The sequence below is a fragment of the Nitrospira sp. genome (genome assembly GCA_037045225.1).
GTDB lineage: Bacteria > Nitrospirota > Nitrospiria > Nitrospirales > Nitrospiraceae > Nitrospira_A.
Window position 1 is genome coordinate 3,532,975 of record JBAOHZ010000009.1, and the last position, 17,143, is coordinate 3,550,117.

15 protein-coding genes and 1 pseudogene are annotated in these 17,143 nt (G+C 58.6%); 8 read left to right on the forward strand and 8 right to left on the reverse strand.

Annotated elements, in window-relative coordinates; genetic code table 11:
* Positions 1-8 precede the first annotated feature (8 nt).
* Positions 9-527, reverse strand: a complete 519-nt coding sequence (locus V9G17_17595) for a hypothetical protein (GenBank protein ID MEI2754410.1) — start codon at positions 525-527, stop codon at positions 9-11.
* A gap of 38 nt (positions 528-565) precedes the next feature.
* On the reverse strand, positions 566-1,642 hold the full coding sequence (locus tag V9G17_17600; protein ID MEI2754411.1) for a HEAT repeat domain-containing protein: 1,077 nt from the start codon (positions 1,640-1,642) through the stop codon (positions 566-568).
* A 113-nt stretch (positions 1,643-1,755) separates the two neighbouring features.
* Here V9G17_17600 and proC point away from each other — a divergent pair, with 113 nt between their 5' ends.
* The 4 genes and pseudogenes from proC to V9G17_17620 all read left to right on the forward strand — a co-directional run bounded on the left by proC (position 1,756) and on the right by V9G17_17620 (position 5,075).
* Complete coding sequence (proC, locus tag V9G17_17605; protein ID MEI2754412.1) at positions 1,756-2,586, forward strand: pyrroline-5-carboxylate reductase; 831 nt, start codon at positions 1,756-1,758, stop codon at positions 2,584-2,586.
* A gap of 15 nt (positions 2,587-2,601) precedes the next feature.
* Entirely contained in the window at positions 2,602-2,796 is a 195-nt protein-coding gene (locus V9G17_17610; protein MEI2754413.1) for a hypothetical protein, read from the forward strand.
* 903 nt (positions 2,797-3,699) lie between these two features.
* On the forward strand, positions 3,700-4,422 hold the full coding sequence (locus tag V9G17_17615) for an outer membrane beta-barrel protein (protein MEI2754414.1): 723 nt from the start codon (positions 3,700-3,702) through the stop codon (positions 4,420-4,422).
* 207 nt (positions 4,423-4,629) lie between these two features.
* Positions 4,630-5,075 (forward strand): annotated as a pseudogene (locus V9G17_17620) (IS3 family transposase).
* Positions 5,076-5,213: 138 nt separating this feature from the next.
* Here V9G17_17620 and V9G17_17625 read toward each other — a convergent pair.
* Positions 5,214-5,702: an Rrf2 family transcriptional regulator gene (locus tag V9G17_17625; GenBank protein ID MEI2754415.1), complete on the reverse strand. Its 489-nt coding sequence runs from the start codon at positions 5,700-5,702 to the stop codon at positions 5,214-5,216.
* Positions 5,703-6,075: 373 nt separating this feature from the next.
* On the opposite strand from V9G17_17625, the gene V9G17_17630 reads away from it, so the two are divergent.
* Both V9G17_17630 and V9G17_17635 read left to right on the forward strand, forming a co-directional pair.
* Positions 6,076-6,474, forward strand: a complete 399-nt coding sequence (locus V9G17_17630; GenBank protein ID MEI2754416.1) for a cupin domain-containing protein — start codon at positions 6,076-6,078, stop codon at positions 6,472-6,474.
* Between the two features lie 29 nt (positions 6,475-6,503).
* Positions 6,504-7,328 carry an SDR family oxidoreductase gene (locus V9G17_17635; protein ID MEI2754417.1) on the forward strand — a complete coding sequence of 275 codons (825 nt, stop codon included), beginning with the start codon at positions 6,504-6,506 and terminating at the stop codon, positions 7,326-7,328.
* 208 nt (positions 7,329-7,536) lie between these two features.
* Here the strand turns inward: V9G17_17635 and V9G17_17640 are convergent, their stop codons facing one another.
* From V9G17_17640 to V9G17_17660, 5 genes are all read right to left on the reverse strand, one after another.
* Positions 7,537-7,881 carry a hypothetical protein gene (locus V9G17_17640; GenBank protein ID MEI2754418.1) on the reverse strand — a complete coding sequence of 115 codons (345 nt, stop codon included), beginning with the start codon at positions 7,879-7,881 and terminating at the stop codon, positions 7,537-7,539.
* Between the two features lie 382 nt (positions 7,882-8,263).
* Positions 8,264-9,496, reverse strand: a complete 1,233-nt coding sequence (locus V9G17_17645) for a glycosyl transferase (GenBank protein MEI2754419.1) — start codon at positions 9,494-9,496, stop codon at positions 8,264-8,266.
* A gap of 127 nt (positions 9,497-9,623) precedes the next feature.
* The gene (locus tag V9G17_17650) at positions 9,624-10,919 is read right to left on the reverse strand and encodes a hypothetical protein (protein MEI2754420.1); all 1,296 of its coding nucleotides are present in this window, start codon (positions 10,917-10,919) and stop codon (positions 9,624-9,626) included.
* Entirely contained in the window at positions 10,876-11,838 is a 963-nt protein-coding gene (locus V9G17_17655) for a hypothetical protein (GenBank protein ID MEI2754421.1), read from the reverse strand. The genes V9G17_17650 and V9G17_17655 overlap by 44 nt, the downstream gene beginning before the upstream one ends.
* 191 nt (positions 11,839-12,029) lie before the next feature.
* Complete coding sequence (locus V9G17_17660) at positions 12,030-13,682, reverse strand: thiamine pyrophosphate-binding protein (GenBank protein ID MEI2754422.1); 1,653 nt, start codon at positions 13,680-13,682, stop codon at positions 12,030-12,032.
* Between the two features lie 223 nt (positions 13,683-13,905).
* On the opposite strand from V9G17_17660, the gene V9G17_17665 reads away from it, so the two are divergent.
* Positions 13,906-15,102, forward strand: a complete 1,197-nt coding sequence (locus V9G17_17665; GenBank protein ID MEI2754423.1) for a class I SAM-dependent rRNA methyltransferase — start codon at positions 13,906-13,908, stop codon at positions 15,100-15,102.
* A gap of 4 nt (positions 15,103-15,106) precedes the next feature.
* Positions 15,107-17,116, forward strand: a complete 2,010-nt coding sequence (locus tag V9G17_17670; GenBank protein ID MEI2754424.1) for an oligopeptide transporter, OPT family — start codon at positions 15,107-15,109, stop codon at positions 17,114-17,116.
* Positions 17,117-17,143: the final 27 nt, after the last annotated feature.

Here is a 17,143-nt window from a genome sequence, read left to right on the forward strand (position 1 = left end):
ACGGCCTGCTAGGCGGGACAGCGAAATTCCCCCTGAATCGAATCCAGCACGATAGACCAGTCTTCCATACCCTGCTGCGCCGCCTTCCTTCGAGGGGAGGCGGTGCCCTTCTCTTCTCTAACATCCGGCCCGCTGAGAGCTTCCTGCGCATGGCGCAGTTCGAGTTGTGCAAGTTGGAGACTCCCGCATACGCCGGCTGAAGCGGGGAGTTCCCCGCCGGCTCGACGAAACAGGGCGACGGCCCGATAGCCATGTTCTTGCGACCGGTAGAGGTGTTCTGTCGCGTTGAAGGTCTGTCGTGTGGCCGACTCAGTTTGCCGTTTGGCTAGTTGCGCGGCCATCAATGCTGCGCGGCCCATACTCATCGCCGCAGTTTCTGCATCGTCATTGCCCATCGCATCTTCCGCCTTTGCCCGGAGGCGGTCGAGTTCCGCCTCTTCCCCCATTACTTGAGCCTGTCCGTTGGCTGCGATGCAGACGATGAGCACCACCGCCAGGATGGCCCATGCAACAGTCGCCCGCCCCATGACCGACCTGCCGAAGGGAAGAAGGACGGCAGCGCTTGTTACTGGACGTGTTCCCAGGTGTCGATCTGTTTGATGCTCCAATTGACGGCTTCCTTCAATTTGACCAGGTTGGGATCGGCGTCGTTCTCGTGGACGCGGTAGAGAGACTTTTGGAGCGTGAACAGCGGCTCATACGCCCGCATGTCCGGCAACTTTCCGAGCGCCCAGGCGACCTCGGTTTTCACGGCGACATCCTCGGTGTTCAGCGTCTCGAGCAGGGGATCCACGATCGTGAAGTCTCCGTGCAAGGCGCCGACGATGCCCAGGGCTTTGGCGGCCGGCGCGCGCAAATCCGGGGTGCCGGACTTCATCGTTTTGATCAGCACCGGGATGGTGTCTTTCTGTCCGATATTGCCCAGTGCCAGCGCCGAGGCTTTGGCGATGCTGCGATCCGCACCGTTCAGTCCATCCAGGAGGCGGGGAATCGCCTTCACGGAGAAGAGCTCGCCGAACAGGGCCACCAGCTTCACCTTACGTGCGACCGGAGTCTTTGGATCGTCGTAGAGGCGAAACAACCGTGCTTCCTGTCCCCACTCAGCGGTGATGAGCGCCGGAAAATCGTACTCTTCCAGGCGGGCTTGTAATTTGGCCATCGCGAACGCGGTGGGATCGCCGGCCTTGGCGATTGTCGCCGCAGCTTGGGCGTCGTCGAACTCCGTCCGGACCTCTTTGCGCCAGGCCATTTTCTTTCCGTTGAGGAGATAGCCGAGCTGGCAGGCCGGCCCTTTCCAGATTCGTGATGGAGCATCGGGAAGGTCGGCATCGCTGCCCATTGTCGTGCTGCCTTCCCAGGTTTTTCGCTGCTCGCACTTGATCCTCAGTTCCACATCGTGCGGCTGGGCCGGATCGGTCACGGTCGTGTAGTCGAACTCTTTCATGCGACCGGCCACTACCTCGACCAATGGTGTGGGATCGATACTGCCCTTGTCCGATAGTGCAATGACATCGACGAAGACGCGGTCGATTCGTTCCAGTTGACTCTTTTGCTCGGCGGTTAAGGCGTCACGGCGTGCCCAGCTGTGGTCGCCCAAGAGTAACAATGTCCCCAGGGTGACGAGCGAAAGGATGCATCTCATGTCTGCTCCATTTTGCTGAAAAGACGATGACCACGAACCCTGTCGTCACTGTATACAACCCCTTCCGGCTGTTGCAAGTTGCGCCTCTGGGAAAGCCGTCCGTATAATCGCGCATGTTGACGGGGACACGAATCGCGTTCATCGGCGGCGGCAATATGGCCGAGTCTCTGCTGGCTGGTCTGTTGCGGAAGGGCGTGACCTCAGCTGAGCGCCTCACTGTCAGCGACCCGCACTCCCAGCGTCGTGAGTGGCTGGCGAGGCGCTTCGGAATTGCAGTCCATGCCGACAACCGGGCAGCGGCGCAAGGGGCGGATCTCATCGTGCTCTGCGTCGAACCGCAGGTGCTCGATTCGGTGTTGGCCGACCTGTCGTCGATTCTCACGTCCAACCTCCTCCTCATTTCCGTCGCTGCCGGATACCCACTTTCCCGCCTGCAAAAACAGCTCAAGACAGCAACCAGACTGGTCCGTGCTATGCCGAACACGCCCTCGACTATCGGAGAAGGGGTCACGGCGTTGAGCCTTGTTCCGGGGTTGTCGTCTCAGGATCAGGATCGGGCGCGATGCCTGTTCGAATCGGTCGGCAAAGTCGTCGTGGTGGAAGAGCGGTTGATGGATGCCGTGACTGGCTTGAGCGGAAGCGGACCGGCCTATGTGTTCGCCATGATCGAAGCGTTGGCAGACGGCGGTGTCTTGATGGGATTGTCACGGGCCACTGCGCAAGTTCTGGCGGCGCAGACGTTGGCCGGAGCGGCGCGTATGGTGCTCGAACAAGGGACACATCCGGCTGTGTTGAAAGATCGCGTAGCCTCGCCGGGCGGCACCACGATTGCGGGACTGTCCCGTCTGGAGCAGGGGCGGCTGCGCGCGACCTTGATGTCGGCCGTGACAGCCGCGGCGCAGCGATCGCAAGAGTTGGGGCAAGAAGAAGGCCATCACCTCTAACAAGGAGCGTGTCTTGTGCAATATTGGGTGAAAGTCGTGTTTGCCGACAATCAGGAACTACTGGTGAAGGATGCGATTCGTCACACGATCAGCGAAGACATGGAGGTGCTGGAAGTCGATTCGGCGAAGGAAGTGATCATCGTTCCCATGAAACAGATTAAGTACATCGCCTGTGATGCGACAGTGTTCGCCAATAAATCAAAGGCGTAAGAATTTTCAGAAGCGTTGGTCACGGTTTTGGCCACGGTTCCAATACTGATTTTAAACGAATCCGGCGTATCAACCGCTTGTGGATTCCCGCCTGGGATCGGATGCCCATAGGTGTCACAGGTGCTGGTAATCGACGCATGGCTCAGTTGCTCTTGGACGTATTTTAAGTTCTCGCCACTCGCGATGAGTCGGCAGTTTGTGCCGCAACCAATTTGGGGCCATATAACTGGGCTCCAGCCTGGTTTCGCCAAGGTTGCCAGGAAAGAGGATTTCAGACGCAGCTTGCCCAGCGGCTGCCGCCTCCAGATCCGGTAGTTCGATCCATTCCGTCATTCCCAGCCTTTCTGCTGGGTCATCCCTCTATCCTTTCCATCTTTTCTTGCCACGGCGGTGCTCCTTATCACCCAATAAGTCCAGGATCGATGCGGCCTCAAGCTGCCAAGTCTGCTTGAACCGGCCTGTTGCGGCAGGGAAGCGGCCACCTGCGATCGAGCGCGGAAGGCCTGGTTGTGTCCTGAGCATACGAAGGAACGACTCTGTGAGTTCTATCACATCGAACGAGCGCGGCTGCGGCTCTGATATACGGACCACGACGTGATGTACGAAGTCTGGCTTTGTGTGGAGTGTGCAGGGCTCACGTTGAGATGGGAAGCACAACCTAAATTGGTATACGTAAGTAAATAAGTAGTTCTCGAAGTAGGTGGTTATGAGTGTAGAAACTCCCGTTTTTCATGACGGTTCATGACAAGTGCGTTATACCAAGAATTGTTCAGCTTCATCTCTACTATTGGACTGAACTACTTCTGGTTCAATCCATGAGCGATGCACCATCCGTATCAAATCACCCGGCGCCTGTCCCCACACCATCGGGCAGTTCAATATGAGGAAGGGTTCAGCTACGTCATGAACATGCGTGTTCTTCTCGCGGTGGCCTTCATGTCGTTCGGTGTTCTGTCTCAGTCGTGGGCTGAGACTTACATCGCCGGTGCGATCGGCGGGACCCTGGCGCTTCCTGCATCTGTCGAGGCGGATGAGAACATCAATTATCCGAACCCGCCCGGTTCGGGCCAGTTATTTCGCGGATCGAATACTACCATCGGGCTCAAAGAGTCTGTGGCATATGGGGTGAAGCTGGGGCACTATTTTGGCTCGCTCCCGTGGCTGGGAGTTGAAACAGATGTGTTTACCACTACACCGCATGTGATGTCGGGAACGATCGCGATTGATACCAAATCATCAACGGTTGGGACCTTCCGGGAGGCGCAGAGCGGAGTCCATCTCCGATTTACCACCTGGGCCTTTAGCCTGTTGGCTCGCTACCCTGGGGATCATTGGCAGCCTTATGCCGGGATTGGACCTGCTATCTTCTGGGGGCATGCCAGCGGTACCGGGTTGTCGTGCAATAACACCTGTCCAGGCCCTTCGGTCGATACCTCCAGCACCTCATTCGGTTGGACGAGCCAGGCCGGATTGCGCTATGTCACAGACTCTTCCGTCGTGTTATTTGGCGAGTGGAAATATATGTCGACGACGGCCAATTTCGATCAGGTTCGGAGCTTCAGCAACATCGACGTGCATTATCAGGCACATATGCTTCTTGTGGGCATTGGATATCAGTTCAAGTAGTCGTGTGGTCGCATCCTCTCGCTTCTTTTCCCTCACGTCCTCCCTGCTGCAATAACGGTCTCCCCGTCACCGCCCACTATCCGTTACGGGTGAGAGGGAACGATGCTCCGTCATTGAGAGGGGGCTAGGAAAATTCGGACAATGTGCTAAGTGGTCGTCTTGCTTCACTCATGCCACCAGCTGATGGCGAACCAGAGGAGTGAGGCGATGAAGAGAACGAACCGCAATCACGGAGCGACCTTCAAGGCCCAGGTGGCCTTGGCCGCGGTCAAAGGCGATAAAACGCTGGCGGAGTTGGCCGAGCAGTTCCGGGTTCATCCCACCCAGATCACCGAATGGAAGTAGCAATTGCTGGCGCGGGCCGCTGATGTGTTTGGCGGCACCAACCCAACGGCCGACACGTCGGTATCAGAGACGGCGCCCGCATGCTGCGCGATCTCTTGCAGCAAGAGGGCCACGCCATTGGAAGACGACATGTGGCCACGCTTATGCGACGCATGAGTATTGAGGCGGTGTATTGTAAGCCGCGCCTGAGCCACCGGCATCCAGCCCATCAGGTCTACCCCTCTCTCCTGCGCGACCTCACGATCTCACGCCCCCATCACGTGTAGGCCGCCGATATCACCTACATTCCGATGGCGCGGGGCTTCGTCTAGCTGTTCGCGGTGCTCGATTGGGCGAGTCGTCGGGTGTTGGCGTGGCGGCGTGTCCAACATGCTGTCCAACCAACCGGGGCCGCCTCTGTTGAAGGCTTACACGGAGGCAACCGCAACAGCGATCATTGTTGCAGGTTAAGATGTCTTCGCCAAGAGCCACTTAAAACTTTTAGACCATAGCTTGGGCGAAACGTCATCACCCAAGAGTGTGATCAAGTCCGAGAGCCTGACGCTCTGCAACTTGTTTCTCCACGCCTCGTCTGCCTCCCACATAATGCGCGCGATGGCACAGGGCTTTGACGGTCGAGGCTCTCCTTGTCGACAGGGGTTGTTCCTGCGTATTTCCGTGCAATTAAACGTCGATGTTTTGCCCTCAACGGCCTCCACAATATCAAGAAAGGTGATCTGATCCGGAGGTTTTGCCAGCCGATACCCACCTGTAGGTCCCAGGGTACTTTCAACGAGCGATGCTTGAGAGAGACTTTGCAACGCCTTGGATAGGTACTCTTTGGGCACGCTGTGAAATTCAGCCAGGGCTTTTGTTGCCAGATATCGTTCTGGTGGCAGCCCGGCAAGCATGGCACAGCAATGTAACGCCCATTCAACTTGGTTCTTTAGATACATCCCGATTCTCCATTGTCGAATCTTTCAGGAGCCGTGAGTCCATCTGCTTCTCACGTTCGCGTTTAAGGATAGCATACATCCTTAAAGAGTGAGAATGGATGAGGCGAAGAGGTTTGAGGTAGGGCCGTTCGTGGGCTTCACTTAATCATGTCTTGCAGAAGCGTACTGCCTGCGACTCCCTTCCACCGTCTACCTAGATGACCATCGGTTACGTGAGGGGAGAATCGAAAAGAGGGATTGACCTAGCCTTAATTGAGGATATATAACATCCTTAAGGATATATAATATCCATAATTGGTGCCGTTCAGCGTTTCGGCGGAGCTAGATGGCACGGTTCGGAAATGTTCATTAACCCAACAGAAGGAGGCCGATCATGAACTACATTTTGGTGCTCTCGTTACTGCTTGTGCAGATCGTGACATTTGGTGGCGGGGGGCGCGCGTATGCAGGGGAGGTGAGTACCCTCCTTACGCAGGCGCTCACAGACCTCCCCGGGAAAGAGGGATTGATGCTCACCGTCTCGTATCCTCCCGGTGGCGCAACACCTGTCCATCGGCACAATGCGCATGTGTTTGTGTACGTGCTGGAGGGTGCTGTGGAGATGCAGGTGAAAGATGGGCCACCGGTGACATTGAGGGCTGGGCAGACGTTCTATGAGGCTCCCGCCGACATCCACCTGGTCAGTCGCAACGCCAGTACGACCCTGCCTGCGAAATTCGTGGTGTTCATGGTGAAGTCGGACGGAGCCCCTGCGGTGGTTCCCGTCAAGTAACGCTCCCTTAACAATATGAGCCTGTGGTTGTGGCGTCCATAGAGGACAAGAAAGTGTGGGATGAAATGAAAATTGTCATTATTGGGGGAACAGGACTTATTGGCACTCAGCTCGTTCGGCAACTCAAGCAGGAGGGGCACGAAGTAATCGCAGCCGCTCCCTCAACGGGCGTGAATAGCCTCACCGGCGAGGGATTAGGCCATGCTCTCGCGGGTGCTGCTGTCGTAGTGGATGTCACGAATGCGCCGTCGTTCGAAGATCGTGCCGTCCTGAATTTTTTCGAGACGTCCACCAAGAATGTGCTCGCGGAGGAGGCCAAGTCGGGGGTTGGGCACCATATCGCCCTGTCGGTCGTAGGAACTGAACGTGTTCCTTCATCGGGATACTTCCGTGCGAAGCGCGCGCAGGAAGTCCTGATCGAGGGCTCGAAAATTCCGTACACCATCGTTCAAGCCACCCAGTTCTTCGAATTTCTCGGAGCGATTGCGGATGTCGCCACACAGGGCACGGTTGTTCGCGTGCCACCAGCCTTGATTCAGCCCATTGCTGCGGCGGATGTAGCGCTCGGCCTGGCTCAGATTGCAGTGGCGCTGCCGACCAATCGTACGATTGCCATCGCCGGGCCGGAGGCGTTTCGCTTTGAAGCCATCATCAAGCAAGTGCTCACGGCTCACGGGGACCATCGTCAGGTGGTTGAAGATCCCGGCGCGAGCTATTTCGGAGGAATGTTAGATGAGAAAAGTCTAGTCCCTGCCGGCGAGGCACTCCTGGGTTCCACCCGATTTCAATCCTGGGTCAATCAGTCGACTAGCAAAGCAGGGGCTTCGGAAGCGGTTGTGGGGGTACGTTCCTAGCAGGGATGGCGAGCATGGGTCGTGAAGATCCGGCAGAAAGTCCATGCTTGTGAACTGGAATGGGGGGGATGAGTTCTGCTTGCTCCTATTCCCCCAGTTCCGCTCCGAAAGTGTGAGGTCCGAAGTGGAAGGAGATCGCGGACCGCCAGGTTGGATCACTTCGGTGAAACATGCCGATCACGACTTCTGCTTCGACGCCCCTGTGGTGTTAGGTCCCACGCACCGATCTCATCGGTCGCAGGTGCGATTCTTCGTCGGTGCCCAGGGCCTCATGGCAAATCCGGGAGTCGGTCGCTGCTTTGACCTGTTCTAAAATGCTCTGCGATATCAGCAGTTGCTTGAGTTGATCCGGAGTGGGAAGGCTGTCCAGCACGACGGCGGCGCAGACCGCGAGGGTGCGTTCTACCTGGTTGTTGAGGATGATCTTAAACTTCGTGTCGGCCAACGGATCGCGTCTGGAGATCACTGGCTCTACGGTATAGGGGGCAGGATATGCGGCCGCCAAGAATTCACGGATGACTTGCACCTTCCTCCGCGCGTAATCGTCTGTCATCGTTGCTCGTCCTTTTCTTTTCTCATCGAGGCTTCTTTCGTCGACGGTCTGTCATTCAAGCTGTGTCGGAATCCTACGCCAAACGGCGGGATGGCGGCAAGACACTCATAGGCGATGATTTGTAGATGTGCCAGGAACACAGGCTATCGAGGTGTGTGGCCAGGTGAGTCCTTCTAGGATGTTTGAGGCAGTCGTCGTTTATCTCCGATCGCAGTGAGCCAGCTTGCGTCAGTGCGCACGTTGCAATTGCTGCAGATCTCCCGCATTGATGCCAAGGGACCTTGCTCATATCCTTTGAGCGAGCACAGCACTCTGCACGTGGTGCAGATCCAGGATCCATCTGTCAGTCGCATGGAGACCTCCTCGTGCCTTCCGGCACCCGCTAGACTCGGTCGCCGACGGGATCCCACTCGTGGTCGCGTTCGACCGCGCCGATCAAGCGCTCGAAGATATCCGGAATGGCGCCTGTGACGCGGCTCCAGTTCGAAATCATCGGCACGCCGAGCGGATCCTCCAGAAACGCCTCTGTCGCGATTTTCATACCTTTGAGAAACACTTCCACGGCCATCCGTTCTTCATGCCGGTCGAATTGCAGGCTGTTGATGGCGGCGTCATTTTGATAGCGGGTGATCGCTTCCTGCGCGGTCTGTAGATATGTGGCCCGCAGGGTTTTGAGCATGGCCTGCGAGAGCACCACGCCTTCACTCGCGAGGTTTCTGAAGAGGGATTTCGTGATATCCACGCACATTTTCTGCAGCCCTTGTTCGGCGTTATCGGCCGATAGACCCTGGTGTTTGTGTTCGTAGGCGTCGGCAATATCGGCCTGGCAGATCCGTCGGAGCGCGCAGTTGCGATAGATTTCGGAGAGCACTCCGACTTCCAGACCCCAGTCGCCCGGCACCCGGTTGATCCAGGCCAGGTCCCGCACCATGGCGAACTCACCGGCCAGCGGGTAACGAAAGCTATCCAGAAAGGTCAGCAGCGGATGTGCCCCGGCCACCTGCTGAAGGCTACGGATCAACGGCGTGAGGTACAAGCGGGTGACGCGGCCATGCAGGCGATTGGTGACCCGGCTGTAGTAGCCCTTGCAAAATTCGTAGCCTAAATTGGTGTTGACGATCGGGTAGCAGAGTCTCGCGAGATATTCCCGATTGTAGCTGAGAATGTCGCAGTCGTGGAGGGCGATGACATTGCTTTGTCCACGGGCCAACACGTAGCCGAAGGCCATCCAACAGCCTCGACCCTTTCCCTGTAGTCCGGTGTCGATTTCAGTGTGGGCCAGTAGCTTGAGGATATCCTGAATGCCGGTTCCGTCGTTCCAGACGATCCGGACCCGCTGCGGCAGTACCGAGAAGAATTGTTTGGCCAGTCGGAACTCCAAGGCCGACGCGCGGTCTAAGGAAATGACGATCTCGTTGACATAGCGAATGTCTTTCAAGACCTGCACGATGTGTTTTAGTGCGGGGTTCTCGAGCTCGGAATACAGCGAGGGGAGGACGAGGGCGATCGGGTTGGTCGCCGCATGGCGTTCCAGCTCTTTTTCCAGTTGCTCAAGGTTCGATGCGCCGAGACGGTGTAGAACCGTGACGAGCCCGTTCTGATGGAAATCCGACATGTGCCCTCCTGTGCCGAGTCCGCAAGGGATGATCAGAACAAATGACCGCTGCGGCCGGGGGCGCTTCTCTGGGAGACGCGAATACCGACCATGCCGGGCGGCTGTATCTGCTGAGGGGAGATCGTTCCTACTGCGCCGGAGGCATGGCCTTGCTGGTCACGACCGACTTCACGATCTTGGCTCGCTTCACAGACTCCAGGAAGCGGTCCGGAGGTTCCGGATGCGGCAGGCTCACTTCAACGGAATACCAACCCGACTTCATCGGCCCCTTCTTAATGCCGTTAATTTCCTGGACCAGATCCTCGATACTTTTTTCGGTCGTGCCGTCTTGGAAGGCGACCCAGAACATAAAGGCCTGACGGTCGACTTCGCGAAGTCCATCTGCCACCGGGGTGGCCATGGGCGTTTCTTTCGGCATGTCTGACTTCGCGACCACGGCTGGTTTGGGTGCCGCGCTGGCTTTGGCCACTTCCAGCGACGTGAGCGCCAGGCGGGCGTGTAATTCCCGATTGCGGCTTTCCAACAGCGCGACTTGCTTGACCAGGGTCTCGTTCACGGACTTGATCGATTTCAGATCCTGGCGCACCAATTCTCGATCGGCTTCCACGGCGTTGACGGCGACGCGCATGCCGGTCTGCACTTCCTGTACGACATCGGCCTTGACCGTCTTGAGATCGTCCTGCACCGTGACGACCTGTGTGTTGAGTTTCTGTTGAGCATGGGTGACGGTGTCGATGAGGGTATGCAGCTGCGCGATCCGGTCCTGCTCGGATCGGGACACCGCGACGGCTGACGCCTGCGCCTCCACGAGTTGTGCAAGTTGTTGATGCACACGATCGATCTGTTCTTGGGTGGACTGCCGCGCCGCCAGTTCTTCTTCCATCTGGTGCGCTCGATCTTCCGCGCCGATCCAGTTTGGAATGCGTTCAGCCAGCAGCGCCACGACTCCCACGGCCAGTACGATCTGGGCGAAGGCCATCGTCATGGTCCAGACGGGTGTTCCGGCGGCCGCCGGTACCCGTGCGCCGGTCGTCAGTCCGATCGTGGACGCCACGTGGGACCACCAGGCAGGGGCGACCTCGTACTGCACGCGCAGTGAACCGCCGTCGAAATGGTTTTGAACGTGAATGACGAGGTGACCTTTGCCGGCAGGGAGGCGAACCGTTTTGGGGCCGGCTTCAGGGGCGACGCACCCTCCGATCAGCACACCGGATTCATTTCGGAGTTCGAGGTGCTGCACACTCCGCTCGTGGATCGTGAAGGAGAAGGTCGGGTCCGTGTGGGCGCAATTCAACGTTCCGACGCGCTCGTGGTTGACGAAGACTTGGAGAAATCCAGGACGTTCCTCAGTCGCGCGTCGCGGCTGATCGTCCAGCGCGTCAAGCAGATGTGCGCGATAATCGTTGAGTTCTGGTGTTTCCATGGTTCCGTCCCCCCCGATCCCCTCCAAAGAGAGCCAAGACGCCTCCCTTTTTCAGCGGATGTATATGGAGATTGACTTGCGGCTTGAACCCGTTGCTGACCTCGGCTTGCCGGCGATCCGCGACTTCCAAGAAGCAGTCGCGGCAAAAGGCCAAGTGCCAGACGCGGTAGTCGTGGCCGTAGTCATCGTGAAATAGTTGGCCCCACTTCTGTTCGGACAGGCAGGGATAATGTTCCGGTTCGCTCTTTCGATAATGTGACTGCAAGACCGGCATCAACCGGTCGACTTCGTGGTTCAGATGGTCGGGCCTGGTGCGTAACTCCTGGTCTAACACCTCGATTTCAGACCCGCTTAATCCGGTTTCGTTCATCGTGCGCTGCCACCCTGTTTGGCGCCACCGCTCGAAGTTTTTATAGACTCGCTGGCTTTCGGCCTGTCCGAACCCTAAGAGCTTCACCACATGAGCCTGACTGAACCCATAGAAGTGATAGAACAGGGCGATCAGGGCGTCGCGGCTGACCACGGCTCGTGAGGCCAGCCCGTCGAGAAACCGTCCGACCGGCGTCAACAGCTCCTTGTGATAACAGAGCGGGTCCGGCAGGCTGAACGATTTCGCGATCAGGCTATCCAGCAGGAAGAAGGGGCGGCAGGGGACTTCGGTGCGACCGAGGACCACGAACCGCTCCACCAACTCATACCCCCAGCGGAGCGCCAGTTTTTCATGCGTAATGTCGTCGCCCCACTGATTGGTTTCACGAAGAAATCGCTTGGTTTGACCTGTGGCGCGGTCCAACAATTCCGGCAACGATTTCGCAACCAGCTCGTCGAACTCTCGCTCTGTGGTAACGACATTGTTCAATCGTGCAGAGAAGATGTGACCATCTCGCATGGTTTTTCCGTCGGACAGCTTAGTCGACATAGTGGCCAATTCCCCGTCAAATAACAATTCGACAAGTCCGCTGCTAGAAGACCACATTTGTCTACGAAGGGTCAATGGCACGAAAGGCGGTAACTCCGCACTGTATCAGGATGGAGCAGGTGTCGGAGAGGGGCGCGATAGGGCCGCCCATCGGAGAGCCATGCCGCGAAAAGTCGTGGCAGGTAGAGGGGTTACGGGTGGTCGGTCGAGAGTCGTTTGGCCAGCCGTTTTGCCAGGCGCATCATGGCCGGCGAGCGGTCGGCCGGATCGAGCAGCACATTAATGACATAGGGCTGGCTGGGATCCGCGAGCGCTTTGGCCAGGGTCTGGACGAACTCGCCATGCGTGGCGACCCGGAATCCCTGTCCACCGCCGATCAGGTCACAGATTCGTTCGTACCGCCACTCGTGGATGTCGTTGAAGGGGCCTTCCAGAATCTCACGCTCGGTTGAATAGCCGTGGTTGTTCAGGACGATGACGACCGGTGCTTGGTTGTAGCGCACGGCGGTCGACAGTTCCGATCCGGTCATTTGAAAGGCCCCGTCTCCCACCAGCACGATCGGTCGCAGGGACGGGTCGGCAAAACCGGCGCCGATGGCGGCTGGTACGGCGAATCCCATCGATGTGTAGTAGGCGGGTGAGAGAAATTCAAAGCGGCGGTGCACGTGAAGATCCACGGAGGCGAAGAGGGATTCGCCTACATCGGCGATGACCAGGGTTTTCTCCGCGAGCACCGTATCGAGGTGGCGGAACACTCCTTGAAGACTGACGGAGGCTTCTGCCGGGGGCATCGGATCGTCGGGTTTCACCGGCGTGGGCAGGTGCGGCGTGGGAAAAGAGGGGAGCGGCGCGCCGGCTAGTCCCTTGACGAAATCCTCGAACAGAATGGAGTCATACCGATGATGCTTGATCGCCACGCGATCCGCCGTGGCATGGATGGTGTGGCCGTCGGAAAAGAGGGCGCTATGTGCATCCAAGTCCTCCACGTCGGACAAGATTGAACCCAGGATGAGCAGGCAATCCGTCTGGTTGACGAAGTCCTTCACCTCATCACGAGCCACCAGGCCGCTGTAGACGCCGATATAAAGGGGATGGTCTTCACGAATGATGGACTTGCCGAGGAGCGTCGAGGCAATCGGCACGTTCAGCCGTTCCACCAGGCTTGTCAATTCGTCATGGAGCCCGAACCGGCCGACTTCAGCACCCGCGAGAATCACCGGGCGTTTGGCCGATTCCAACATGATGCGCACCTCGGCTAGGGCCTCGGTCAAGGCGGCACGGTCGGTTGGTTCAGGCTGGCTGTAGCTGATGTGCGAGGTGTTGACCAACGGGACATGCACCATGTCGCGTGGGATTTCGAGATAGATCGGTCGGCGGTAGCGCAACAAGGCCGCGAAGGCGCGATCCATTTCGCGCTCAGCCGTCACGGGATCTTCCAGGCTGACGGCGGCCACGGTCATTTTTTCGAACACTTCCCGCTGGGTGGAAAATTCGCGGACCATGTGGTGGAGATAGGGGTTGCGGGCGCGCTCGGACAATCCGGGAGAGCCGGTCAGCAACACGACGGGCGAGCGTTCCGCATAAGCACAGGCGATGGCGTTGACGGTATTCAATCCGCCGACACAATAGGTGACACAGAGGGCGCCGATGCCGTTGATGCGTGCGTAGGCGTCGGCCGCAAAGCCCGCACAATCTTCGCGCGTGGTGGCCACGTGCTGGATCGGCGAGGATTCCATCAATTTGTAGAGGCCGAGTACGTAATCGCCGGGAATGCCGAACATGTGACGCACCCCGAGCCGGTAGAGCCGATCTAGGACTGCCGTTCCGATGGTTGGTGTGGTCATGGTGCCTCGGCGGTCGGGTGAGAGGTCGTTAAGTAGGCGGAGAGTACGTCCGTCTTCCTGCAGCAAACCATAGGTAGTAGGGAAGGTCAAGCAGACGAACGATCGTCACATCGGCATTCTCTCCGGTTGCTTCGTGGGATGATTTCAGGCACCCTCGTGAACCATTTACCGCACCACCTTCAACAGTGACTGCATCACCCTGACACTGGACGTACGAACAACCATGACACAGCCTGCGACTGGTTCCCTGGCGAGAGTCCGACTGACACCTGAACGCGAAACCCCACGGTATTATGGCCACCTCTGGGTCTTTGATAGCAACGTGGCCGAGGTGCTGGGCACACCGGCCCCCGGCGACCTCGTCGATGTCTACACCCACCAGAAACGGTTCTTCGGGCGCGGCCTCTTTAATCCCCATTCCAAGATCCGCATCCGCATGCTCACGTTTCAGGACGAGCCGATCAACGACGATTTTTTTGCCGCGCGTCTCCGGGCTGCCGTGGCACTCCGTCGAACGGTGGCGTCCCATGCCACGGCTTGCCGTCTTGTGCATGGGGAGAGTGATCTCTTGCCGGGGCTGGTCGTAGACCGGTTTGCCGATGTGGCCGTGATGCAGACCCTGGGGTACGGCATGGACCTGCGAAAAGAACTCTTAGGCGACCTGTTGGTGCAGGAAGCTGGGGTCAAGACGGTCTACTTGCGGAATGATGCCAAGAGTCGCACGTTGGAGGGCCTGCCGTTGGTGAAAGGATTTCTGCGTGGTGATGGCGCCACGACCGTGAACATTCATGAGGGGAAGGCTCAGTTTACGGTGGATATTGCTGAGGGGCAGAAGACCGGCTGGTTCTGCGATCAACGCGAAAATCGGATCGCCGCGGCCCTCTTCGCAAAAGGGAACACAGTGTTGGACGCCTTTTGTCACACCGGCGGGTTCGGGATCCAGGCCGCGCTGGCGGGCGCGCAATCGGTGGAGGGGTTGGATGTGAGCGCCTCCGCCGTGGCGTTGGCTCAGGCGCATGCGGAGCAGAATCAGGTGGCTGCTCGGTGTCAGTATCGCCAGGCCGATGCGTTTGAAGAGTTGCGTGTGCTCGAGCGGAACAATCAACGGTACGACCTCGTCATTCTCGATCCACCGGCGTTCGCGCGCAGCAAGAAGGCCGTGCCTCATGCCATTGCCGGGTATAAGGAAGTCAATTTGCGCGGACTTCGACTCCTTCAGCCTGGAGGCGTGCTGGTCACCTGTTCCTGTTCGCAACCGATCACGGACGACGATTTCTGGAAGATGCTGCAGGCTGCGGCACGGGATGCGCGCCGGCAGATCAGATTGCTTGAACAACGCGGACAGGGCCCGGACCATCCGGTGCTCGCCGGCATGCCGGAAACGCGGTATCTGAAATGTTATATCGTGCAGGTGCTCTGAGGGCATGATGCGCAAGCAGGACGCGCCAACGGAGCCGGTGGATGTGCCGCTTGTTCCCGCCACGGTGACGCTTCCGGAAATCACGCTGAAAGCGGTCGTCTTGTCGATTGTGCTGGCTGCAGTGCTAGCCGGAGCCAACGCCTATCTGGGTTTGTTTGCCGGCATGACGGTGTCTGCCTCCATTCCAGCCGCCGTCGTCTCGATGGCGGTGCTGCGTCTCTTCCGTCAGTCGAATATTCTCGAAAACAATATCGTCCAAACCGCCGCCTCGTCAGGTGAGGCGTTGGCGGCCGGCGTGATCTTCACCATTCCAGGGCTGCTCCTCATCGGCTATTGGACCACCTTCGACTACTGGCAAACATTCACGGTCTCGCTGGTCGGTGGGGTGCTCGGGGTGTTGTTTACTATTCCTCTGCGTCGCGCTCTGATTATTCACGCTCGACTGCGTTTTCCCGAAGGACTCGCGACGGCGGAAGTCTTGAAGGTCGGCGCTTCGTCGGATGCCGGTGCCGGCGGCAGGATTCGTCTTTTGCTGGGCGCTGCGGCGCTGGGTGGTGGATTCAAGTTTGCCGAGGGAGGATTGAAGCTCTGGAGCGAGTCGCTGGAAGGGGCGTTTCAGCTCGGGCGGTCGACGCTGTATGGCGGGCTGAACCTGTCACCGGCGTTGGTGGCAGTCGGGTACATCATCGGGCTCAACACGGCGGTCGTTGTCTTCTTCGGCGGAGCGATCGGCTGGCTGGTCCTGTTGCCGCTGTATCAGGCGATCGTTGCGTCGCCGGAGGGGTTGACTGGTGTGGCGGCGGCAAAGGCGACCTGGAGCGGGCAGATTCGCTACATCGGCATCGGCGCGATGCTGGTGGGTGGTGTATGGACCCTGGTGCAAGTGCGCGGCGCGATCTTCGACAGTCTACGTCAACTCATGACGTTGTACGCCGATCGTCACCACACTGGTGAGGAATCGAAACTGCCGCGCACGGAGCGCGATGCAGGTGTGGCTTGGTTGATCGGACTGACGGTGGCCGCGCTGGTTCCGATGGTTTTCTTGTATCAAGATCTGTTGGGGCACAACCTGCTCGGTGGCGTCGGCCTGACCCTGCTCATGGTCGTGACGGCGTTTTTGTTTTCTGCCGTGGCGGGGTATATGGCCGGCCTCGTGGGCAGCTCGAGCAATCCGGTTTCCGGTGTGACCATCGCCACTATCATGCTCGCCTCGCTGTTGCTGCTGGGCATCTTGGGGAAGGGCAATCCGGCCGGTCCGGCTGCGGCGCTATTGGTGGGGGCGGTCGTGTGTTGCGCTGCGGCGATGGGCGGCGACAATTTGCAGGATTTGAAAACCGGGCATGTGGTCGGCGCGACCCCCTGGAAGCAGCAGGTGATGCAGGTGATCGGCGTGGCGACGGGCGCGGTCGTGATTGTCCCGGTGCTGTCTCTGCTACAGGCGAAATATGGGATCGGTGAGGTGACGGCTGCCCATCCTCATCCACTCTCGGCTCCCCAGGCCACGCTCATGGCCAACCTTGCCAACGGCGTCTTCGGCGGCTCCTTACCCTGGCATCTGGTCGGAGTCGGAATGGTGCTGGGTGTCGTCGTGATTCATCTCGACAGGCGGCAGGCACGACGCGGTGCTGCCCTTCGTTTCCCTGTCCTGGCGGTGGCGCTTGGCATGTACTTGCCGCTGAAACTTTCAGCAACGATCATGTTCGGCGGTCTGCTGGCTGAGTCTGTGCGCAGGAGCCGGGGCGCGGCAGAGGTTCCGGCTGAAGATCACGGGCTGTTGTGTGCGGCCGGGTTGGTGACCGGTGAAGCATTGGTTGGGATTTTGCTGGCGCTGCCCATTGCCCTCAGTTCGATTTGGGCTGGTTTATCGGGAGATCCCTTTCAGCTGTTTGCCGATCCGCCGCTGGGCGGCTGGCCTGGGCTGGTCGCGTTAGCACTCGTGGGTCTGTTGCTTGTGCGGGCGGGGCAATCGAACGGGACGGGTGTTGAGATTGGAAGGACGAGTGATCGATGCTGACGAGGTCAGACGTCGCGCGAAGTGGAG

Bases quoted from the DNA above. Each gene is read 5' to 3' on its own strand.
- V9G17_17595 (MEI2754410.1), bottom strand. From the start codon at position 527: ATGGGGCGGGCGACTGTTGCATGGGCCATCCTGGCGGTGGTGCTCATC.
- V9G17_17615 (MEI2754414.1), top strand. From the start codon at position 3,700: ATGAACATGCGTGTTCTTCTCGCGGTGGCCTTCATGTCGTTCGGTGTT.
- V9G17_17655 (MEI2754421.1), bottom strand. From the start codon at position 11,838: ATGTCGACTAAGCTGTCCGACGGAAAAACCATGCGAGATGGTCACATC.
- V9G17_17645 (MEI2754419.1), bottom strand. From the start codon at position 9,496: ATGTCGGATTTCCATCAGAACGGGCTCGTCACGGTTCTACACCGTCTC.
- V9G17_17665 (MEI2754423.1), top strand. From the start codon at position 13,906: ATGACACAGCCTGCGACTGGTTCCCTGGCGAGAGTCCGACTGACACCT.
- V9G17_17625 (MEI2754415.1), bottom strand. From the start codon at position 5,702: ATGTATCTAAAGAACCAAGTTGAATGGGCGTTACATTGCTGTGCCATG.
- V9G17_17600 (MEI2754411.1), bottom strand. From the start codon at position 1,642: ATGAGATGCATCCTTTCGCTCGTCACCCTGGGGACATTGTTACTCTTG.
- V9G17_17650 (MEI2754420.1), bottom strand. From the start codon at position 10,919: ATGGAAACACCAGAACTCAACGATTATCGCGCACATCTGCTTGACGCG.
- V9G17_17660 (MEI2754422.1), bottom strand. From the start codon at position 13,682: ATGACCACACCAACCATCGGAACGGCAGTCCTAGATCGGCTCTACCGG.
- proC (MEI2754412.1), top strand. From the start codon at position 1,756: ATGTTGACGGGGACACGAATCGCGTTCATCGGCGGCGGCAATATGGCC.
- V9G17_17640 (MEI2754418.1), bottom strand. From the start codon at position 7,881: ATGACAGACGATTACGCGCGGAGGAAGGTGCAAGTCATCCGTGAATTC.
- V9G17_17630 (MEI2754416.1), top strand. From the start codon at position 6,076: ATGAACTACATTTTGGTGCTCTCGTTACTGCTTGTGCAGATCGTGACA.
- V9G17_17670 (MEI2754424.1), top strand. From the start codon at position 15,107: ATGATGCGCAAGCAGGACGCGCCAACGGAGCCGGTGGATGTGCCGCTT.